The following is a 22,408-nucleotide window of genomic DNA, read 5'->3' on the forward strand; positions in this document are numbered from 1 at the left end:
GCCATGTCCCACGCATCGAACCCCGCCGCCGTTCGGGCACCGGGTGCCGGAGACGGCGCTCAGCCGTCCTTGAGCAATTCGCGCGCGATGATCAGTTTTTGTACTTCCGTCGCCCCTTCGTAAATCCGAAGCGAGCGAATTTCACGGTACAGACGCTCCACGACCGCGCCCGACACCACGCCCGCGCCGCCGAACATCTGCAACGCGCGATCGATCACCTGCTGCGCCGACTCCGTCGCGAACATCTTCGCCATCGCCGCTTCACGCGTCGTGCGCAGGCCCTGCACATCGCGCTGCCAGGCGGCGCGATACGTGAGCAGCGCAGCCGCGTCCACCGACGTCGCCATGTCGCCCAGCGCCGCCTGCGTGATCTGGAAGTCCGCGAGCGTCTGACCGAACATCTCGCGCGACTTCGCGCGCGCCAGCCCCTCATCCAGCGCCCGACGGGCGAAACCCAGCGCCGCCGCGGCCACCGAGGCGCGGAAGATGTCCAACGTCATCATCGCCACCTTGAAGCCCTGCCCTGCATCGCCCAGGCGTTGCGACGCCGGCACGCGACAGTTCTCGAACTTCAGACGCGCGAGCGGATGCGGTGCGCTCACGTCGATGCGCTCGGCGATCGTCAGGCCCGGCGTATTCGCATCCACCACGAAAGCGCTGATGCCGCGCGCGCCCGGTGCTTCGCCCGTGCGCACGAACACGCAGTAGAAATCGGCGATACCGCCGTTCGAAATCCACGTCTTCTCGCCGTTGAGCACGTAGTCGTCACCGTCCGGCGTCGCCGAACAGGCCATCGCGGCAACGTCCGAACCGGCCGCGGGCTCCGACAATGCAAACGCGGCAATCGCTTCGCCCGAGGCCACGCGCGGCAGATAGCGCTGCTTGAGCGCGTCGCTGCCGGCGAGCGTGATCGCGCCGCTGCCGAGGCCCTGCATCGCGAAGGCAAAGTCGGCCAGACCGTCGTGGCGCGCAAGCGTTTCGCGCAACACGCACAGGGCGCGCGAATCCAGCCTGTCGAGCGCGCCGCCGTGACTGGCCGGCACACAGTACTTCAACCAGCCGGCGCGCCCCAGCTGGCGCACCAGCGAGACGCACGTCGCGTCCGTGTCCGCGTGATGGTCGACGCTCAGCTCGCGCGAGCACCAGCCGTCAAGCTCGGCGCCCAGACGCCGATGGGCGTCGTCGAAAAACGGCCACGCCAGAAAATCGGCGTTACGTGTGTTCTGGGCATTTTGAGGCGTGATATCGCTCATCTTGTCGTCTCGTCCCGGCGCACTCAGTCGCCCTTGAATACCGGCTTCTGCTTTGCGACAAAAGCGTCGTAGGCGCGGCGGAAGTCCTGCGTCTGCATGCAGATGGCCTGCGCTTCGGCTTCGGCCTCGATCGCCTCGTCCACGCCCATGTTCCATTCCTGATGCAGAAGTTTCTTCGTCACGCCGTGCGCGAAGGTCGGGCCGCAGGCGATCTGATCGGCAAGGGTCTGCGCGGCGGAGAGCACGGCGCCGCTGTCGTGCAGCGCGTTGAAGAAGCCCCACTGCAGGCCCTCGTCCGCCGTCATCACACGTCCCGTGTAAAGCAGCTCCGAGGCGCGCCCCTGGCCGATCATGCGCGGCAGCAGCGTGCAGGCGCCCATGTCCGCGCCGGCCAGCCCCACCCGCACGAACAGGAATGCCGTCTTCGTCTGCGGCGTGCCGAGGCGCATGTCGGAGGCGAGCGCCACCATCGCGCCGGCGCCGGCACAAATACCGTCGATGGCGCTGACGATCGGCTGCGGGCAGGCGCGCATCGCCTTGACCAGATCGCCCGTCATGCGCGTGAAATCGAGCAACTCCGGCATGCTCATCTTCGTGAGCGGGCCGATGATCTCGTGGACGTCGCCGCCCGAACAGAAATTGCCGCCCGCGCCCGTGACGACCACCGTCTTGATATCCGTCGCGTAGACGAGGCCGCGGAACAGATCGCGCAGCTCGGCGTACGAATCGAACGTCAGCGGGTTCTTCTTGTCGGGGCGGTTCAGCGTGATCGTGCCGATGCTCGGACGCCCTTGCGCGTCGTTCGACACCGACCACAGAAAGTGCCTGGCTTCATAGTTCGCGAACGGGCGCTTGTGATGCGCCATCGTCAGTTTCACGTCACTCATTGGCCGATCTCCTTTGATCTCGTCGGACCTCGCCGGGTGCAACCCTGCGTCCCTTGCGATGCCCGTCGATCCTGCGGGTTGAAATGGCGTCGCCTGCCTGAGAGCGGTGCGACGTCACGAATGTTCGACTGCGTTTCCTGCGGGGTCCCGGTCCGGCGCCCGACGGCGCCGCCGAGGTTCAGCCGACGGTCACTTCGCCGCCCGCGACCGCGAGCGACTGTCCCGTCATGGCGCCCGCACCGGGCTGGCACAGCCACAGCACGGCGTCCGCGACTTCCTGCGGCTGCACCAGGCGGCCTTGCGGATTGCGCCTGGCCAGTTCCGCGCGGGCTTCCTCCTCGCTGCGCCCCGTCTTGGCGACGATGTTCGCCACGGCGTCGCGCACGATGTCCGTCTCCGTATAGCCCGGGCAAACGGCGTTGACCGTCACGCCCTTCTTCGCCACCTCCAGCGCCAGCGCGCGCGTGAGGCCCACCACGCCGTGCTTGGCCGCGCAGTATGCCGTCACGTACGGATAACCGATGAGACCCGCCGTGCTCGCAACGTTCACGATACGCCCCCAGCCGGCCGTCAGCATGCCCGGCAGCGCCGCGCTAATGCAGTGAAACGTGCCGGTCAGGTTGACGTCGATCATCTGTTGCCAGAGGACGCTGTCCGTCTTGCCGAACGGGGCGCTCACCGCCTGTCCGGCGTTGTTCACCAGCACCTGCACAGGGCCGAAACGCTCGGCCGCACGCGCGAAGGCGGCATCGACGGCGGCCGCGTCGGCAATGTCCGCACTCACCCATGCGACCTCGCCGAGCGAGGCCAGCGCCTGCGCGCCGCTCGCCAACGCCGCCTCGCTGCGCCCGAGCAGCGTCACGCGCGCGCCTTGTGCGAGCAGCGAGCGCGCCACGGCCTCGCCGATGCCGCGCGCGCCGCCCGTCACGAGCGCGTGCACGCCCTGGAGCGTGGCGGGTACCGTGGCGGCCGGGTTGGCCTGGGGTGTCGTCGACGTCATGAACTGTCCTTATTTACCGATCTGTTGAGCGTAGGCGGCAGCACGCTCCAGATTGGTCTCGTACTGCCGTTTGCCGGCATGGTACTGCGCGGGCCAGGCGAGGTCCTTGTAGCCGATTTTCGCCGCTTCGTGCAACGTCCAGAACGGATCGGCCAGATGCGGACGGGCGAGCGCGCATAGGTCGGCGCGGCCGGATGCGATGATGCTGTTCACGTGATCGGCTTCGAAGATCGCGCCCACGGCAATCGTCGGGACGCCGGCTTCGTTGCGCACGCGATCGGCGAACGGCGTCTGGAACATGCGGCCGTAGACCGGCTTTTCGTCCTTGCTCACCTGCCCCGACGAGCAGTCGATGAGATCCGCGCCGGCGTCCTTGAAGGCACGCGCAATGGCGACGGCGTCATCCGGCGTGATACCGCCTTCCACCCAGTCGTGCGCGGAGATGCGCACCGACATCGGCTTGGCGGCGGGCCACACATCGCGCACGGCGTGGAACACTTCCAGCGGGTAGCGCAGACGATGCTCCAGCGAGCCGCCATATTCGTCGCCGCGATGGTTGGTGAGCGGCGAGATGAAACTCGAGAGCAGATAGCCGTGCGCGCAGTGCAGTTCCAGCCAGTCGAAGCCGGCCTCGGCCGCGCGGCGAGCCGCTTGCACGAAATCGTCCTTCACGCGGTCCATGTCGGCGCGCGTCATCTCGCGCGGCGTTTGCGACACGCCGTCGATATAGGGCAGCGCGGAGGCCGAAATCAGCGGCCAGTTGCCGTCGTCGAGCGGTTGATCGATGCCGTTCCAGGCCAGACGCGTCGAGCCCTTGCGCCCGGCGTGGCCGAGCTGCATGGCGATTTTCGCGTCGCTGCCCGCGTGGATGAAGTCGACGATGCGCTTCCATGCGTCGCGCTGTTCGTCGTTCCACAGGCCAGGGCATCCCGGAGTGATGCGTGCGTCGGGCGACACGCAGGTCATTTCCGCGACGATCATGCCGGCGCCGCCGAGTGCGCGGCTGCCGAGGTGGACGAGGTGGAAATCGCCGGGCACGCCGTCGACGGCCGAATACATGGCCATCGGCGACATCACGATACGGTTCTTGAGCGTGAGCTCACGCGCGCGGAACGGCGTGAACATCGGCGGAATGGCGTGCTGGCCCGCGGCGCGCGTCACGCCCGCGCGTTCGGCCAGCCAGTCCTCGTAACCTTCGACGTAGCTGGCATCGCGCACACGCAGGTTCTCGTGCGAGATGCGCTGCGAGCGCGTGAGCAGCGAATAGGCGAACTGCTCCGGGGCGAAGCGCGCGTAGCGCTCGACCGTTTCGAACCATTCGGTGGAGTTGCGCGCGGCGTTCTGGATCTTGAGCACTTCGACGCCGCGGACGGCTTCGTAGTCGGCCAGCACGCGCGGCAGGGCGTCGACGCCCTCGGTGCCGAGGCCGTCCGCGAGCGCGATGGCGTCTTCGAGCGCGAGCTTGGTGCCGGAGCCGATCGAGAAGTGAGCGGTGTGCGCGGCGTCGCCCATGAGGACGATCGGCACGCGCTTGCCATCGACATCGCTCCAGTGCACCCAGTGCTCGCAGATCACGCGCGGGAAGCGGATCCAGATGGCCGAGCCGCGCAGGTGCTTGGCGTTGCTCATGAGTTCATGGCCGCCGAGGTATTTCGCGAAGAGGTTTTCGCAGAACTTCACGCCCTCTTCCTGGCTCATCCGATCGATGCCGTGGGCCTGCCAGACCTCCTCGGGCGTCTCGACGATGAACGTCGACGTGTCGGCGTCAAACTGGTAGGCATGGGCCTGGAACCAGCCGTGTTCGGTCTTCTCGAAGGCGAACGTGAACGCGTCGAAGCGCTGATGCGTGCCGAGCCAGACGAAGCGGTTGCGGCGGGTGTCGATGTCCGGGCGGAACGTGTCGGCGTAGCGGGTGCGGATGCGGCTGTTCAGGCCGTCCGAGGCGATGACCAGGTCGGCCTGATAGCGGCGCGCGATCTCCTGATCGTCGGTGACGTCCGTCTCGAAGACGAGCTCGACGCCGAGCGCTTCGCAGCGCGCCTGCAGGATGTTCAGCAGCTTCTTGCGGCCGATGCCGATGAAACCGTGACCGCCCGAGGTGATGGTGCGGTCCTGGAAGTGGATGTCGATGTCGTCCCAGTGGTTGAAGGCGGCGTTGATCTGCGCGGCGCTCGCCGGGTCGGCTTCCTGGAGGTTGTCCATCGTGGCGTCGGAGAACACGACGCCCCAGCCGAACGTATCGTAGGGTCGGTTGCGCTCGACCACCACCACGCGGTGCGACGGTTGGCGCAGCTTCATCAACAACCCGAAATACAGGCCCGCGGGACCGCCACCGATACAGACGATATTCATCTCCAGCCTCCGGAAGTACAGATCGCGTCGCGCTTGCCGACTTCTCGACCTTTGTTAAATCGTAAATAGTTTATACCTAAAATACTAGCGAAAAAAAAATGCCGCAGCAAGGCCGGTGCCGGCCCGCGCGGCGGGGATGGGGAAAACACTTATTACGCGGAATGCAGCGACCGCGCCTCCACCTTGCCCGAACGCATGCTTTCCCTGTTGGGCAGGAAAACGGCGGCCAGGAACGTTGCACCGGTGATGACCAGGAACATGAGGCCGAGCGGCAGCCATTGCGCGCCGAACGATTTGGCAACCCACAGGCCGATCAGCGGCGTCGTGCCACCGAAGATCGCACCACAGATCTGGAAGCTCAGTGAAATGCCCGTGTAACGCATCTCGACGGGAAACGCGCGCGGCAGGTAGGCTGACAGCACCGCGTAGTACCCGCCGATAAATGTCGTGGCCACCAGAATTGCGATGGCAATATTGGCGACGTTGCCGGAACTGACAAGTTGCATCATCGGCAACGCCCACAGCGTCGCTGCGCCTGTGACGAACATCAGGAACTTGCGCTCGCCAATCCGATGGGCAATGTACGAGCCGATCGGAAAGCTCATGAGCTCGACCACACCGGTCCAGGCAATGATGTCCAGGATGTCCGGCTTGGAGACTTTCAGATAGGTCGTCGTGAACGAGATCATCAACGTCGTGACGAAGTAAAAGCCTGAAATGCCCAACATGCAGAAGGCAATACCCAGGAATAAAGCCTTCTTGTGATTGCGAAACACCAGGCGGACCGGGGCGACATCGCTGATCCTGCCTTCCGCCTTGCGCCGTTCGAGTTCGGGGCTCTCGTTGACGTTACGACGAATGATGAACGCGACGATAACCAGAACGCCGCTGATCAGGAAGGGAATGCGCCAGCCCCACGACTGGTAATCGGATTGCGGCAATCCCGACATGACACGAAAGATCAGCGTTGCGAGAATCAGGCCGACCGGACTGCCGTACTGCGGCGCCGAGGCGATGATCGTGCGCCACTTCTCCGGCGCGTGCTCGCTGGCGATCAGCACGGCTCCGCCCCACTCCCCGCCGACGGCAATGCCCTGTATCAGGCGCAGCAGCACCAGGATGACGGTGGCACTGATGCCGATGGAGTGATAGCTGGGAATCAGACCGATCAGCGTCGTAGCCACCCCCATCAGCATGAGAGTAATGATCAGACTCCGCTTGCGCCCGATCTTGTCGCCCAAGTGGCCGAAGATCAGTGCGCCGAATGGCCGCGCAACAAACCCGACAGCGAAGGTCCCCAGAGACGCCAGCGTCCCCATCAATGGATCGCCGGTTGCAAAGAAAACGTCGCCAAAAACAAGGGCGGCGGCGGTTCCGTAACAGTAAAAGTCATACCACTCGATCATCGTTCCGAAGAATGCGGCAAGTGCCGCTCGGAAAGGTTGGTGCTCTGCTGTCTTGTTCATTAACGTCCCCTGATTTCTAATCAGTCAGATCAGTTGGTTTGCCGCTGGCCCCCCCGGTTGCCAACGCTGTCGAAAGGTTCACAGGCGTAGGCAACGTGACCATTTCCAGCGTTGACGATAGCAGTCGATGGCTATAACTTATATAGCCACCAAAATACCAGTTTTAAGTCCACTTCCCCGTGAAAGAAGTGCTTCTCTCCGACCTGCTGTCGAGTGCGCTTTCGCGCGAATCGGTCCACTCGCTGCAGCGTCAAATCTACGAAGTCGTGCGTCGTGCCGTGCTCGATCACACGCTTGTTCCCGGCCAGAAAATCCCGTCGTCTCGTCAACTGGCCTTGGAATTGGGCGTCTCGCGCATCACCGTTTCGCTCGCCTACGATCGGCTTGTCACCGAGTCGTATCTGACGGCGACGAGCGGTAGCGGCACGTTTGTCGCGCAGACGGGCGCGATGCCCCGAACCGCGCCCGATCAGGCCGCGCCTGCCAAGCCATGGACTTCGCTATCTCGGCGCGGCGAGCAATTGGCCAAAGGCCCTGGCGGCATTCCGTACCACGCCGGCGCATTCGTGCCGGGTGTCGCCGACGCGACGATGTTTCCCTTCCATATCTGGAAGCGCCTGCTGACACGGCATATCGCACGTGCCAATCTGCCGCTTTCCGGGTACGCGATGGAGGGCGCTGGCTATCTGCCATTGCGTGAGGCCATTGCCAACTATCTGGGCATTTCACGCTCGGTCGTCTGCGAACCCAGTCAAGTCATCATTACGTCGGGAACGCACCAGTCGATTGACCTGTGCGCACGCCTGCTGACCGACGCTGGAGATCGCGTGCTGGTCGAGAACCCCTGTCACTGGGCGTTCCCGTCGGTGCTCGCGGCAGCCGGCTTGCACGTGGATCCGCTTGTCCTCGACGAGCAAGGCGCCAGCCTGCGAGCCAGCAAGCTGTCCAAACGCACTCGACTCGCCGCGGTGAGTCCGTCGCATCAATACCCGACGGGCGTCGTCATGCCGCTCAGCCGGCGCCTTGAACTGCTCGAGCGGGCTCGCAAGTTGGGACTCTGGATTCTGGAGGATGATTACGACAGCGAGTTTCGCTACGACGGCGCCCCGTTGCCCTCCCTGCAGGGACTCGATACGGACGGTCACGTCATCTATATGGGAACGTTCAGCAAGGCCACTTTCCCGGGCATGCGCATGAGCTACATGGTCGTGCCGCAGCATCTGGCCCGTAGCTTCTCCGCGGCTTGCGTCGAGATATACCGGCCGGGGCAGCTTCACACCCAGGCGGCACTTGCCGATCTCATTTCGGAGGGGCATCTGTCGCAACACATTCGCCGCATGAGGTTGGAATATGCGGCACGGCAGCAACTGCTGCGGGACGTCATCGGGCAGGAAATTGGCGACGCCCTGACGCTATCCAGCGCAAAGTCAGGCTTGCACGTCTTTGGACGCCTGGGCAAGGAAGTCGCGATTCAGCGCTTGCGAGACGAAGCCACTCGCCTGGGACTGATTCTCGGCAAGCCGCGCCTCGTATCCGACGCGCCCTCCCCTAACCGAAACGCCATCGTGCTCGGTTTCGGCGGCGTATCGATGGAAGCCATTGGCCCGGGCGTGAAAAAACTTGCCCAGGCCATCGAGATTGCTTCAAAGCCGCCACGCCGCTAGGCGGGCGGCTTCATGCGCGGTTCAGCGGCGTGCCAGTACCCGGGCCGCCGCATCGAGCAGGATGTCGGCATCGGCCGGCGTAAAGGCCAGCGGGGGGCGAACCTTCAGTACGTTGCCATGCAGGCCGGTCGCACTGATCAGAACCCGCTCCTCGCGCATGGCGTTGACGAACCCGGTCGTTTCTTCGCGCGCCGGCGCTTTCGTGGCACGATCCTTCACCAGCTCGACGCCAATGAACAGGCCATCGCCGCGAACATCGCCAATGATGTCGTGCTGTTGCGCGAGCTCGCGGAATCCGGCGCGCAGGCGCTCGCCCGCCTTGGCGGCGTTCTCTTGCAACCCCTCGGTCTGAAGGACGTCGAGGGTCGCCATCGCGGCCGCACACGACACCGGGTTGCCGCCAAAGGTGTTGAAGTATCGGGCTTCCTCGCCAAACACCTTGATCACTTCAGGCCTGGCGACCATTGCGGCGATCGGATGACCATTGCCCATCGGCTTGCCCATCGTGACGATATCCGGCACCACCGAGTGACGCTGGAAGCCCCACATGGCAGAGCCCGTGCGACCGAAGCCGGCCTGCACCTCGTCCGCGATGAATACGCCGCCGGCCTTGCGAATGACATCGACGGCTTTCGACAGCACGCCGATCGGGTGGCTGAACACGCCGTCGCTGGAGAAGATCGTGTCGACAAGCAACGCGGCCGGCTTGATGCCGTGACGCTTCAGATCGTCGACTGCCGCCTGTACGCGCTCGGCCAGCAATGTCGCCAGATCGACATTCGGCTCCCGGTAAGCATCGGGCGCCAACACGGTACGAACGTCGATGCCCAACGGCACAGCGGCGCCAAGTGACGGCGAGACTGCCGAGACAGATGCCGTAACGCCGTGATATGCCAGCTTGGTAACGATGATCCCCGAGCCGCCCGTGTGACGGCGGGCAACGCGCAACGCCAGATCGTTGGCCTCACTGCCGGTACAGGTGAACATTACCTGCGACAGTTCGGCCGGAAACGTTGCCAGCAGACGATCGGCATAGTCGAGAATGCCGTCGTGCAGATAGCGGGTATGCGTGTTCAGCGTTGCGGCCTGCTCCGCGATGGCAGCAACCACGCGGGGGTGAGCGTGCCCCACCGACGCGACGTTGTTGTACGCGTCCAGATACTCGTTGCCGGCCTTGTCATACAGACGTACCCCCTTTCCCCGGACGAACTGCACGGGACGCTCGTAGAACAGGCGGTACGACGGGCCGAGCACTTTGCGGCGACGCTCGATCATCTTTTTCTCATTGGCGTCCAGGCCATCGACCTTGCTCGGATCGAACGCATTGAGCATGGCTTTATCCATTGACATGCAGGCACTCCTCAAACGTTTCAATGGCACGACGGATCGTGCCGACAGTTTCGTTTCTCGACATCGTCGACATACGCAGCAGCCCGTCCCACGACAGCGGGTTGTTGCGCAGGATGTATTCGCGATTTTCCGGATGCAGCGTTGCGCGCCACCCGGTGATTGCCACGGTCGTCAGCAGTCGCGTGGCGATCAAGTCCGGCAGCAGGTCGATTTCCGCGTCGGTCAGCGGGTTGGTCGCGTGGTATCCGGCAATGAACTCGCCTGCGGTGACCAGTGGATTGCCGGTCGGGGCCAGCTGGTAAGCCGCTGCGACGCCCACATCGAATACCAGCGGCCCAATAACGATGTCGCCGAAGTCCAGGATGCCGGTGACCTTGTCGTGCCACGCCGAATCAACCATGACGTTGTAGGCGTTCAGGTCGTTGTGAATCACCTGCCGCCGCAGGCTTGCCAGTTGGGGCCTGACCTCGTGCTCGAAGCGGTCCATCAGACGTTGCGCGAGCTCACGGCGCGCCGGGTCCTCGATAAACGGAAGCAACCCACGGAGTTGATCGGCCCGTTGTGTGTCCCACAGAAACGTCCTGTACGGCGGCTCAATGTCGAAGCCCGTCAACGCCATGTCGAACTGCGCCAGGGCGCGACCCAGCGCGGCGCGTTGGGCGGCGCTGCGATTCGCCTTGTAGAGCGGAATGCCCGGCAGGAACGTCATGAGCCGGACGGCATGAGTTGCGCCGGCTGAGCCCGTATGCCAATGAATCGGTTGTCCGTCCTTGGCACGAATGATGTGCGGCACGGGCAGTGCATTCGTGGCTGCCATCAGGCGCTCCTGCACCTTCGTCTGAAACGTCGTGACTTCACGCGCCTCTGCCGGATGGGTCACCTTGAGCAGATAGTCGACGCCATCGCCCGTCTTCAACTGAAAGTTCTGGTCACGCTCGCCCGTCAATGCCGTGATCTCACCTGCCACGCCGAACACGTCGAGGGCAAGTGCCCGGACCTGCTCAAGGGGCCATTTCTCAACACGCGCATTGAGCACCTCATCGGCCTGGAATTCGAGATTCTCGTTCTTCATCGCTGTTTTTCCTCGAGACCACACCAGCCTGCGATGAAGAGCGCGAGCGTCTTCGTCACCTGTTTGACGGACGCCAGATCGACGGATTCGTCATAGCCATGCGGCATGCGGCAACGAGGGCCGTAGACGATGGCGGGCGTGTCTGCGTAGAGTCCGAAGAACCGTGCGTCGGTCGCGGCGGACGTTGCGTGCTCGAGCAGCGGCTCACGAAATACCGCCTCATGTGCCTCGCGCAACACTGACTCAACCTCTTCTGAGTTTTCCAGTGCATACCCGTCCGCCATGAACCCGTGATAGATCACACGCGGCGGGTGATCCCGCAGGAATTCATCCGCTGCCGCAGCTTGCGCGATAAAGGCTTCGATCTCGGCTCGCGTGTCGGCCAGGCGCTGGCCTGGGTAGACGGCCACACGCATGTCGAAATTGCACCAGGCCGGCACGCTGGACGGCCAGTCGCCACCGACGATCTTGCCCAGATTGAAGCGGATGGGGTGCGGATGGTCGCAGAAGTGTTTGTGGTGCACCTTGCGCTCATTCCAGCGGGTCTCCAGTGTCTTGAGACACTCGATCAAGTACATCGCCTTCTCGATCGCGTTGGCGCCGCCACCGGAGAAAGCCGCCGACGCGTGCTGCGGATCGCCATCTACCTGTACCTGGAACCAGATCGGGCCGACCTGAGCCCGCAGCAGTTTGGGTTCGAGCGGCTCTGGAATGAAGGCGGCGTCCGCACGATATCCGCGGGCAAGGCAAGCCAGTGCGCCGTTACCGGTGCACTCTTCCTCGACGACGGATTGCAGGAACACGTCCGCTGCCGGCTGCAAACCGATACGACCCAAGGCATCCATGGCGGCGACACAGGCCAGCAGCCCAGCCTTCATGTCTCCGGCGCCACGTCCGTACATCCAGCCATTCACGATCTCGGCACCGTACGGGTCTTTTGTCCAGCGATCCGTCGGCCCCACGGGCACGACGTCGATGTGCCCGTTCATGATCAGCGAACGCCCCGTGCGTGTGCGGCTCCGATGCGTGCCGACGACATTGATCGCTTCGTCATAGGACACGGCCACCGGCGAGAAGCCCGGCAGTTCGCGGATCTCGTCGACATCGATCTTCCAGGAGTCCACGTCGTAGCCACGGTGCCGGTAGACATCCGCCATGAAGGCCTGGGCCCTGGACTCCTCGCCACGCTGGGACGGGATCCTCACCAAGTTCGCAAGCAACTCCACCTGCGCATCGAAGCCGGCATCGACGGCGGCGCAGAGGTCTTCTTTCAGCTTTTCGATTTCTCCGAGGCGCATCAAGCGCCCCCCAGGACGGTCCCCGTTTCCTTTCACCTGCATGTCCGCTCCGCGTATTCACACACCCAAAGAGGACTTAATATTATTTTCTTTCCTAAATATCCTGTATAGCCACTCTGATGTTTTTCTTATGTACGGTCGAACCACCACGACCGCTTATGGCGAGTCGTGAGGTCGGTACGTGAGCTTGAAATATCGTACTCACCCCAAAGCCCCGCCAGTCATGTTCCGTTCGTGAGACTTCCGAATACGGTGGACTGCCAGTTCCAGCCGCCACAGGGCGCCCCGTCAATTCGGCTCGCCCTGTAGATCTTCGTAGGTAGCCACCTCGCCTCGCGCCCCTCCTTATTTCGCCCCCATCCGGAAGCGCGCGATCAGCAGCGTCGTCAGGCTGATCACCGCACCGACCATCAGGTACAGCCCGGGCGCCAGCTTGTTGCCCGTCGCCGCGATCAGCCATGCCACGGCCAGCGGCGTGAAGCCACCGAAGATCGTCGTCCCGAGGTTGTAGCCGACGGCCATGCCCGTCGCGCGCGTTCTCGTCGGAAACAGTGACGACATCAATGCCGGAATCGGCGCGAAATACACCGCCTTCAACGTGCCGACCCAGAGCATCACCACCATCATCGTCGCCAGCGATGCATGCGCATTCATGAACGCGAACGCCGGATACACCGTGCACAGGAACAGCACCCCGGCCGCCAGCATGATGCGGATGCGACCGACCTTGTCCGACCAGTGCCCCACAAACGGCGTGAGCGTCATGATGACAAAGCCCGTCACCAACGTCGCGATGAAGCCCTGCGACGGCGGCAAGCCCAGTTGCTTCGTGGCGTACGTCGGCATGTAGAGAATCATGTAGTTCGCCGTCGTCGTCAGAATCAGCGCGCCGATGGACACCAGCAGCCGAGACTTCTGCGTGGCAAGCACCTCCCACACCGGCGACTGGCCGTCTCCCGCCTGCGTCGACTTCTCGGCCTGCTTGCGCGCAACATCCTGTTCGAACGCTGGCGTCTCGTCCATGTATCGACGAATGTACAGACCGATCGGACCGACCAGCATGCCGAACAGGAACGGAATCCGCCAGCCCCACGACTCCAGTTGCGGCTGCGTGAGCGCACCGGTAAGCACCGCCCCGAACGCCGATGCCAGCAACGTGCTCGCGCCCTGACTCGCAAACTGCCAGCTCGACATGAAGCCCGGCCGGTTCGGCACGTGCTCGACCAGGAACGCCGTCGAGCTCCCAAACTCCCCACCCGCCGAGAAGCCCTGCATCAGGCGCGACACGAAGATGCCGATCGGCGCCCAGACGCCGATCGCCGCATACGTCGGCATGAACGCAATCAACCCCGTACCCAGCGTCATCATCGCGATCGACAACATGAGCGACGCCCGGCGGCCCCGCCGATCGGCGTATGCACCCAGCACGAACGCCCCCAAGGGGCGCGCCAGATACGACAGCGCAAACGTGCCCAATGCCATCAGCAACGACACCGTCTCGTCATGCGCGGGAAAAAACAGCTTCGAGATCGTCACCGCGAAATAGCCGTAGACGATGAGGTCGTACCATTCGAGCGCATTACCGATGGACGTCGCGGCGATCAGCTTGTAGACGGGCACGTCGCCGCGTGCTCCATTCCTTTCCGTCGCGGATGCACCATCCGCTTGGTCCGCCCTGGCGGCGGCAGCAGCACTGTTCATTGCGGTTTCCCCTCTCTCAGGTCCACGTCCCCCAGATCCCAGAACAGCCCCGCCATGATCTGCAACGCTTCACGCGCAACCGATCCCAGCAGATGTTCGTCCGGCGCATGCTGCGAGCACGCCGGGTACGAATGCGGCACCCACAGCGTCGGCAGCCCGAGCACATCGGCGAACACGTCGTTGGGCAACGTGCCGCCCAGGTTCGGCAGCAGGACCGGCGCCTTGCCGGTCGTCTCGCGCATCGACGCGAGCGCCCACAGCACCCACGGATCCTCCGGGTCGAGGCGCGTTGCCATCACACCGCGCTCGACTTCCACATCGATCATCGGGAACCCGTGTGCATCGAGATGCGCGCGCACGATCTCGCCCAGTCGCTCCCAGTCCGTGCCGACCACGAAGCGAATCTGCATGTGCGCATAGGCATAGGGCGGAATCGCGTTCACCGGCTTCTCGGGATTGCCTGTCTTGAACGCCAGCACTTCGATGTTGTTCCACCCGATCACGCGCTCGGTCGGCGTCAGGCCCGGCTCGCCGTAATCGACGTCGACCTCGGGATCGTTCGGGCCGCCGCCCACGTCGAGACCGGCCAGCGCACGGCGCACCGATGCCGGCAACTCAGGCGGACGCAGACCCTCGATGAGGATCTTGCCGTTGCCGTCGACCATCGACGCAATCGCATTCGCCAGCACAATGCCCGGGTTGCGCAGCAACCCGCCCCAGTTGCCGGAGTGATGCCCGCCTTCGCGCAGATTCAGACTCAGTTTGAAATTGACGAGACCGCGCGAGCCGAGGAACACCGTCGGACGGGACGCCGCCAGCCGCGGGCCGTCGGACGCGATGAGCACGTCGGCGCGCAATTCATCGCGCAACTGCTCGCAGATCGCATGCAGCCCGGGCGAACCCATCTCCTCGCCCATCTCGACGATCATCTTGACGTTGTAGCCAAGCTTGCCGCCCCGCGCCGCCAGCACTTCCGCCAGCGCCGTCAGGTTGATCGTGTGCTGCCCCTTGTTGTCGGCGGTGCCACGGCCGTACCAGCGGTCGCCCTCCACCACGATCTCCCACGGCTCGAGGCCGTCGCGCCATTGCGCGTCGTAGCCGCGCACCACGTCGCCGTGTCCGTAGGTCAGCACCGTCGGCAGGTCGTCGCCTTCGTGGCGCTGTGCGATGAGGAACGGCCCGCCGCCCGGCACGGGATTGGGCACGATGCGGGACGTGAAACCCAGCGCCGCGAGGGCGGGCGTCATCTCGTCGGCGAGATAGGCTTGAAGTATGTCGCCGCTGTCCGTCTCCTGACTCTCGGTCCTGTAGGCGACGCGGCGGTTGAGGGTTTCGAGAAACGCACCCGAATCGTACTGGGCGGTGGCTTGGGAAATCGCTGCACTACGGGTCACGGCATGTCTCCAGATGGCTTGTGAGGGCACGGCTGCCGGTCTTGCTCATCACTGCGACGCGTGTCGGTGGCACGCTGCGGCACAACCGTTCAGGCCATTCTAGGAGCGGGTGTTTTTGACAACAATGATAATATTTCGAAGGTTTCATTGCCGTTTCGGCAAAGCAGGAATGCCGCCGGAACGCCGCTTTCGCGCCGTCACACACCGGTTGCACACCCCTTTACACGCCATTGCACGCTCAACCACCGCCATGCAAACTCACGCCCTGCGCTACTTTCTCGAAGTCGCCCGCACCGGTTCGCTCAGCCGCGCGTCGGAACGGCTGCATGTCGCGGTGTCCGCGCTCAGCCGTCAAATTGCGAAACTGGAAGAGGATCTGGGCACGCCGCTGTTCGAGCGACGTCCGCGCGGCATGGTGTTGAGCGAGGCCGGAGAATTGCTCGCGGACCATGCGCGCCGGGTGCTGCTCGATACCCAGCGGGTCACTTCGGAAATCCGCGGCCTCTCCGAAGTGGGACGCGCCACGATTCGTGTGGCCGGCGCCGAAGGCGTGGCCCGCGAATTTCTGCCGCAGGTGTTCGCTCGCTTTCGCGAGGCCTATCCCGGCGCGCACTTTCTGCTCGACGTCGTATCGCCTCCCGACGCCACCGCGCGTGTGCGGGACGGCGAAGCGGACATCGCCGTGTGCTTCAGCGTGGCGCCGGAAAAAGGCGTCCAGGTGGTGCACACGCAACCGGCGCCGATCTACGCGTTGATGGCCAAGCGCCATCCGCTGGCGAAGCGCCGCGACATCGCGCTCGCCGACCTGCTCCCCTACCCGCTTGCGCTATCGAACGCCGGCGTGACCATCCGGCAGATGTTCGATTTGTGTTGCACGCTGGAAGGCCTGCTGTTCGAGCCGGTGTTCATCAGCAACTATCACGCAGCGCTGCACAGCTTCGTGCGCTCCGGACACGCCGTCACGCTCACGGGCTTGCTGACGGTGCGCAGCCGGCTCGCGCCCGAGGGCCTTGTCGCCATCCCGATCCGCAATCCGGCGCTGCACCAGCGCTCGCTGCAAGTGCAGACCATGGCCGGACGCACCTTGCCCGCCCCCGTCGAAGCCTTCCTCGGCCTGCTCATCGACGCCATCCGGGCGCCGGAAATCCTCGACGAGCCGTCCACCTGACGGCGTCGCGCCCCGCCTCCTGCATCACGCCCCCGGCGGAGGCGGTGTCGCGGAAACGGCCCGGGTCTGGGCGTCGTCGCCATCGTCGTTGGCTATCTGCTCGCGGTCGGTCAATTGGCCGAAGATCCACGACGAACAGCAGGTGATGAAGCCGACGCACGCGAACGTCGCCCGGAACGCCGGCAGTGCCCCCACGCCGGTGTTCTCACCGAACGCGCCCGTGAACGTCACGAGCAGCGCGCCGCCGACGGTCAGGCCGAAGCTCATCGCCAGCATCTGCACGAGCGAGAACAGGCTGTTGCCGCCGCTCGCGTCGTCCGGGTTGAGGTCCTTGAGCGTGAGCGTGTTCATCGCCGTGAACTGGATCGAGTTGATACCGCCCAGAATGCCCAGTTGAACGATCAACAGCGGTACCGGATAGCCCGGCGTGACGAGCGCGAAGCTCGCGATCACACAGCCCGCGAGAATCGTGTTCCACACGAGCACAGGCCGATAGCCATGGCGGATGACGAGATACGTCGCCAGACGCTTGGCGAGGATGCCCGTGATCGTGATCGGCAACATCAGCAGCCCCGCCTCGAACGCCGTGTACCCCAGGCTTACCTGCAGCAGCAGCGGCACGAGATACGGCACGGCCGCAATGCCGATGCGGGCGAACAGATTGCCCAGCAGCCCGACGCTGAACGTATGCACGCGAAACATCGCCAGCGAGAACAGCGGCTGCGGCGTACGGTTCGCATAGAGGCCGTAGGCGACGAACCCGGCGAAGCCCACGACCAGCAACACCAGCATCAGCGCGTGCGCGCCCGCCATATCGGCGTGGCGATCCAGCGCCAGCGACGTCGCCACCATCCCCACGCTCAGCAGCAAGTACCCCTTGACGTCGAACGACGTCGGGTGCGGCGCCCGTGCGTTGATCAGGAAAAAACGAGCCGCCACGCAGCCCAGCAGGCCGACGGGCACATTGATGAGGAACACCCAATGCCACGAGGCGACCTTGACGAACCAGCCGCCCAGCGTCGGCCCGATCAGCGGTCCGATCATGCCGGGCACCGCCACGAACGCCAGCGCCTGCAGATACTGCTCGCGAGGGAAGGTGCGCAGCACCGCGAGGCGGCCAACCGGCAGCAGCATCGCGCCGCCGAAGCCCTGCACCACGCGCCAGAGAACCAGCGCGTCGAGCGTGCTGGAATACGCGCACATCGCCGAGCCGACGGAGAAGATCGTCAGCGCGCTGGAGAACACCACACGCGTGCCCAGGCGATCGGCGAGCCATCCCGAGAGCGGGATCGTCACCGCCATCGTCAGCGCATAGGCAATGACGACCGCCTGCATGTGCAGCGGCGACTGCCCGAGGTCGCGCGCCATCGCCGGCAACGCCGTGTTGACGATCGTCGAGTCCAGCGTCTGCATGAAGAAGCCGACGGAGACCACGAACAGCATCGCTTTCTGCCGCCACGCGGCCGGATTGGGTGAGGTCATGTGTCGATGATCGGTGAGAATCGGTGAGCCATGCGCTTACATCCGCGATATGCGGATCATACCGGCCAACCACGACTGCGCACCACCGGCCGTCGTTGACAGGCCGCGCCCCGTCCCTCCCAATGCAATGCGGCGCAGTCGGGAGACCCGGCTGCGCCGCATCCGCTTCGCGGTGGACGTTCGATGAACCGCGCCCCCGGCTAGTTTCCCTTCACCGCGTTGCGCACCTGTTCGAGCGCGGCCGGGTCTTCGAGCGTGATCAGGTCGCCGGTCTCGCGGCCCTCGCAGATGGCCTGGATCGCGCGGCGCAGCAGCTTGCCCGAGCGCGTCTTGGGCAACATCGTGACGAAGAACACCCGCGACGGACGCGCCACCGCGCCCAACTGCTTGTCCACCGTCTTCATCACGTCGCCCTCGAGCGCGAGCCGCGCCTCGGGCGTTGCCGCCAGTTCCGGCTGGCGCAGCACGGCGAACGCGATGGCCACCTGGCCCTTGAGCGCATCCTGCGCGCCGATGACGGCCACTTCCGCCACCGCCGGATGGCTCGCGATGCTCTCCTCGATCTCGCGCGAACCAAGCCGGTGACCGGCCACGTTGATGACGTCGTCGGTGCGGCCAAGGATGAAGTAGTACCCGTCGTCGTCGCGAACGCCCCAGTCGAAGCTCGAATACAGCGTACGCCCGGGCACCGTCTGCCAATACGTCTTGACGAAGCGGGCGTCGTCGCCCCAGAGGGTGCTCATGCATCCCGGCGGCAGCGGCCCCTCGATGGCCAACACGCCCTTCTGGTTCGGCCCGCAGTCCTTGCCCGTCGCTTCGTCGATGAGCTTCACGTCGTAGCCATACACGGCCTTGCCTGGCGAGCCGAGCTTGCTCTCGAGGACTTCCACGCCGCGCGCCATGCCCAGAATCGGCCAGCCCGTCTCCGTCTGCCAGTAGTTGTCGACAACCGGCTTGCCCACGCCATCGGTAAGCCAGCGCGCCGTCGGCTCGTCGAGCGGTTCGCCCGCGAGGAAGATCAATCGCAGCGACGACAGGTCGTATCGCGTGAGATACGCTGGGTCCTGCTTCTTGAGCACGCGAATGGCCGTCGGCGCGGTAAAGAGTTGCGTCACCTTGTACTTTTCGACGATACGCCACCAGATGCCGCCATCGGGACGAATCGGCGTGCCCTCGTACATCACGGTGGCGATTCCCGCGAGCAGCGGCGCGTAGACGATATAGCTGTGCCCGACCACCCAGCCGATGTCCGACGCACAGAACATCGTGTCGCCCGGCTTCGCGCAGAAGATGTGCTGCATGGACGACGCCAGCGCGACCGCATAGCCGCCCGTGTCGCGCTGTACGCCCTTGGGCTTGCCCGTCGTGCCGGAGGTGTAGAGCACGTAGGATGGCTCGCTCGATTCGAGCCATTCGCAAGGGATGAAGGCGTCGAGATGCTGCTCGCGCAACGGCGCGTAATCCACGTCCCGGCCCGCGACGCGGGGCATCGGCGCGAGCCCGCGGTCGATCAGCAGCACACTCGACGGCTTGTGCTGCGCAAGCTCGATGCCCTCGTCGAGCAACGGCTTGTAGGGAACGACCTTGCCGTTGCGCGAGCCCGCGTCGGCCGAAACGATGACCTTGGGCTGGGCGTCGTCGATGCGAGCCGCCAGGTTGACCGAGGCGAATCCGCCGAACACCACCGAATGGATCGCGCCGAGCCGCGTGCATGCCAGCATCGCGAACAGGGCTTCGGGCACCATCGGCATATAGATCAGTACCCGCTCGCCGCGCGCGACGCCCAACGACTGCAGCGACGCGGCCATGCGATTCACTTCCGCCGACAGCTCGTCGTAGGTGTAGACGCGCTCCTGCTCCGTCTCCGTCGACACCCAGATCAGCGCGTTCTGCGTGCCTCGCGACGGCAGGTGACGATCCACCGCGTTGTGGCAAAGGTTGGTGCGCCCACCCACGAACCAGCGCGCGAATGGCGGCTTGTCGTAGTCCAGCACTCGCGTGAATGGCGTCTCCCAATCGATCAGCCGGGCCTGCTCCTCCCAGAACGCCTCGCGCGAATCGGGGGCGATCGAACGGGCGTGAAACGACGCATACGAAGTCATGGTGTCTCCTTGCTTTTATTGACGGACCCGCATGGCCTTGCGCGGATCGGGTCTCGCGCTCAGTGTGCGCGTTGACGCTTACGGAAGCCTTACCCGCCGCCGGCATGCACGACCGCAAACCCTGGGGATTACGAGAGGATGAGGCACCACGCGCATGTCGCGCACAACGCGCCGCGCGGATCGTGGCAGTGGTACCGTCGGCTGCGTGGCGACGAATGCCGTTTCCATTCGAGGCAAAGTTCACTCGAAGCAAAATGCGAAACAAAGCGAAAACGCCCGTGGAGGAAATCCCCACGGGCGTCCAGTCGTATCGAGCGATGCAAGGATCGCCCGGAACGGTGTTGCGATGTCTTAGCGTTGGGCCGTCTTCGTGACCTTCGCCGAAGCCTTGGCGGCCGGCTTCGCCGCCGTCTTGGCAACCGTCCTGGCCGGCGCCTTGCTGGCCGACTTGGCGGAGGCCGATTTCACCGACCGGGACGACTTCGTGTCGGCGGCGGTCTTCGTCGCCTTGGCCGGGCTGGCCGCCGGACGACGTTCGACCACGCGGATCATCTTGCCGTTCTTGCCGCGGACCAGACGGGTGCGCGGTGCGTCGTCGTCATCCTTCGCGGCGGCCGCCGGGGCTGCCGATGCGGCCACCACGCGCGATGCGTCCTTGACCGGCACATGCAGCACGAGCAGTTGACCCGACGTCAGCGTATCGCGACGCAAACGATTCCAGCTCTTGATCTGCGCAACGGTCACACCGCTGCGCGCCGCCACACCGGCCAGCGTGTCGTGCTTGCGCGCACGCACCATGACCTTGCGCGTGTCGGGCAGATCCGGCTCCAGCGCGAGCACGGCGCTGCTGGCCACGGATGCGCTGATGTCCTGATCGATGTCGTCCGAGCGCGGCACCAGCAGCGTGGAACCCGCCTTCAGGCGCATGCGCGGCGCAATGTTGTTGACCGAACGGATCACGGCGGCGTCCACGCCAAGCTTGCGTGCGACGTCTTCCGGACGCTCGCGCGAGTTCGACGTGTACGTCGTCCAGCTCGAGAGCGGTTTGTCATAGCTCTTCAGACGGCGCTGGAACACTTCCGCGCTGTCGAACGGCAGCAGGATCTGCGTTTTCGCGGCGCCCAGGATCACGGGCTTGCGGAACGACGGGTTGAGCGCGCGGAATTCGTCGAGCGGCAGATCGGCCAGCTTGGCGGCCAGCGCCACGTCGATGTCGCGCTTGGTCGTCACGCTCACGAAATACGGGTGGTTCGGAATCTCCGGCAGCTTCACGCTGTAGATATCCGGGTGCGCAATGATGTTCTTGATGGCCTGCAACTTCGGTACGTAGTAACGCGTCTCGGTCGGCATGCGCAGGCTCAGGTAGTCGGTCGGCAGGCCCTGCGCCTGGTTGCGGTCGATGGCGCGCTGCACGTTGCCTTCGCCCCAGTTGTAGGCGGCGAGCGCCAGATGCCAGTCGCCGAACATCGCGTAGAGCTTCGAGAGATAGTCAAGCGCGGCGGTCGTGGAGGCGAGCACGTCGCGGCGCTCGTCCTGGAACATGTTCTGCTTGAGGTTGTACGTCTTGCCCGTGCTCGGGATGAACTGCCACATGCCCGCGGCCTTGGCCGTCGAGAGCGCTTGCGGGTTGTACGCGCTCTCCACGAACGGCAGCAGCGCGAGCTCCGTCGGCATATGACGGCGCTCGAGCTCTTCGACAATGTGGAACAGGTACTTCTCGGAGCGCTGAATCATGCGCTCGACGTATTCGGGACGCTGCGCATACCACTGCGTGCGGTCCTGCGCGAGGTCGGTGTCGAGATCGGGAATCGAGAAGCCGTGACGGATGCGCGACCAGAGATCGGCGTCGTCGCTGCCGTAGGCCAGATCGTTGATCGAGTCGTTATCCAGATCGATCGGCTGATCGCTGGAGATACGCTGCTTGCCCTTGGCGTTCGAGGCCAGAGGTGACTTGCTCTGCGCATCCGGTGTGGAATTCGACGCACTTGTGGTTGGCGCTGTACTGGCACAAGCCGCCAGGAGCAGCGTCAGGAGCAAGCTAACGATAAGTCGCATTGATCGGGCTCGAATTGGGTGACATCTTCATGAAATTGGCAAGGATGGTAAGGAAACCCTTCGGATGCGTCAACCTTTCTGCCTAAATTTTTTGCAAAAATAGGTCAAAAACGACTCAAAAACAAGGGTAATTCCTAGGAGTGGATTCATGAGATGTGGCCGAT

15 protein-coding genes are annotated in these 22,408 nt (G+C 64.4%); 2 read left to right on the top strand and 13 right to left on the bottom strand.

Annotation, left to right across the window (positions count from 1 at the left end; translation table 11 throughout):
• Positions 1-59: 59 nt before the first annotated feature.
• The 5 genes from RO07_RS17020 to RO07_RS17040 form a co-directional block, all read right to left on the bottom strand.
• Positions 60-1,253, bottom strand: coding sequence for an acyl-CoA dehydrogenase family protein (locus RO07_RS17020; RefSeq protein WP_052266664.1), 1,194 nt, complete (start codon positions 1,251-1,253; stop codon positions 60-62).
• A gap of 23 nt (positions 1,254-1,276) precedes the next feature.
• Positions 1,277-2,140, bottom strand: coding sequence for an enoyl-CoA hydratase family protein (locus RO07_RS17025; RefSeq protein WP_039404308.1), 864 nt, complete (start codon positions 2,138-2,140; stop codon positions 1,277-1,279).
• A gap of 178 nt (positions 2,141-2,318) precedes the next feature.
• Complete coding sequence (locus RO07_RS17030) at positions 2,319-3,140, bottom strand: SDR family NAD(P)-dependent oxidoreductase (protein ID WP_052266665.1); 822 nt, start codon at positions 3,138-3,140, stop codon at positions 2,319-2,321.
• 9 nt (positions 3,141-3,149) lie between these two features.
• Positions 3,150-5,492: a bifunctional salicylyl-CoA 5-hydroxylase/oxidoreductase gene (locus tag RO07_RS17035; RefSeq protein ID WP_039404309.1), complete on the bottom strand. Its 2,343-nt coding sequence runs from the start codon at positions 5,490-5,492 to the stop codon at positions 3,150-3,152.
• Positions 5,493-5,644: 152 nt separating this feature from the next.
• Positions 5,645-6,958, bottom strand: coding sequence for an MFS transporter (locus RO07_RS17040; protein WP_039404311.1), 1,314 nt, complete (start codon positions 6,956-6,958; stop codon positions 5,645-5,647).
• Positions 6,959-7,137: 179 nt separating this feature from the next.
• Between RO07_RS17040 and pdxR the strand changes: the two genes are divergently transcribed.
• Positions 7,138-8,622, top strand: a complete 1,485-nt coding sequence (gene pdxR / locus RO07_RS17045) for a MocR-like pyridoxine biosynthesis transcription factor PdxR (RefSeq protein ID WP_039404312.1) — start codon at positions 7,138-7,140, stop codon at positions 8,620-8,622.
• Positions 8,623-8,643: 21 nt separating this feature from the next.
• Here pdxR and RO07_RS17050 read toward each other — a convergent pair whose 3' ends face one another.
• The 5 genes from RO07_RS17050 to RO07_RS17070 all read right to left on the bottom strand — a co-directional run bounded on the left by RO07_RS17050 (position 8,644) and on the right by RO07_RS17070 (position 15,437).
• Complete coding sequence (locus RO07_RS17050; RefSeq protein ID WP_039404315.1) at positions 8,644-9,972, bottom strand: aspartate aminotransferase family protein; 1,329 nt, start codon at positions 9,970-9,972, stop codon at positions 8,644-8,646.
• Positions 9,959-11,044 (bottom strand): phosphotransferase, encoded by a 1,086-nt coding sequence (locus RO07_RS17055; protein WP_052266666.1) that lies wholly within the window; start codon positions 11,042-11,044, stop codon positions 9,959-9,961. The genes RO07_RS17050 and RO07_RS17055 overlap by 14 nt, the downstream gene beginning before the upstream one ends.
• Positions 11,041-12,342 (bottom strand): ArgE/DapE family deacylase, encoded by a 1,302-nt coding sequence (locus RO07_RS17060; protein ID WP_039404316.1) that lies wholly within the window; start codon positions 12,340-12,342, stop codon positions 11,041-11,043. The genes RO07_RS17055 and RO07_RS17060 overlap by 4 nt, the downstream gene beginning before the upstream one ends.
• 345 nt (positions 12,343-12,687) lie before the next feature.
• Positions 12,688-14,043: an MFS transporter gene (locus RO07_RS17065; protein WP_039404317.1), complete on the bottom strand. Its 1,356-nt coding sequence runs from the start codon at positions 14,041-14,043 to the stop codon at positions 12,688-12,690.
• Complete coding sequence (locus tag RO07_RS17070) at positions 14,040-15,437, bottom strand: M20 family metallopeptidase (protein ID WP_039404318.1); 1,398 nt, start codon at positions 15,435-15,437, stop codon at positions 14,040-14,042. The genes RO07_RS17065 and RO07_RS17070 overlap by 4 nt, the downstream gene beginning before the upstream one ends.
• 250 nt (positions 15,438-15,687) lie before the next feature.
• Between RO07_RS17070 and RO07_RS17075 the strand changes: the two genes are divergently transcribed.
• Positions 15,688-16,605 (top strand): LysR family transcriptional regulator, encoded by a 918-nt coding sequence (locus tag RO07_RS17075; protein ID WP_039404319.1) that lies wholly within the window; start codon positions 15,688-15,690, stop codon positions 16,603-16,605.
• 24 nt (positions 16,606-16,629) lie between these two features.
• Here RO07_RS17075 and mdtD read toward each other — a convergent pair whose 3' ends face one another.
• From mdtD to RO07_RS17090, 3 genes are all read right to left on the bottom strand, one after another.
• On the bottom strand, positions 16,630-18,087 hold the full coding sequence (gene mdtD / locus RO07_RS17080; protein WP_052266667.1) for a multidrug transporter subunit MdtD: 1,458 nt from the start codon (positions 18,085-18,087) through the stop codon (positions 16,630-16,632).
• Positions 18,088-18,287: 200 nt separating this feature from the next.
• Entirely contained in the window at positions 18,288-20,189 is a 1,902-nt protein-coding gene (locus RO07_RS17085) for a propionate--CoA ligase (RefSeq protein WP_039404320.1), read from the bottom strand.
• Between the two features lie 351 nt (positions 20,190-20,540).
• The gene (locus tag RO07_RS17090; RefSeq protein WP_039404321.1) at positions 20,541-22,244 is read right to left on the bottom strand and encodes a transglycosylase SLT domain-containing protein; all 1,704 of its coding nucleotides are present in this window, start codon (positions 22,242-22,244) and stop codon (positions 20,541-20,543) included.
• Positions 22,245-22,408: the final 164 nt, after the last annotated feature.

Source organism: Pandoraea pulmonicola (genome assembly GCF_000815105.2).
Lineage (GTDB): Bacteria > Pseudomonadota > Gammaproteobacteria > Burkholderiales > Burkholderiaceae > Pandoraea > Pandoraea pulmonicola.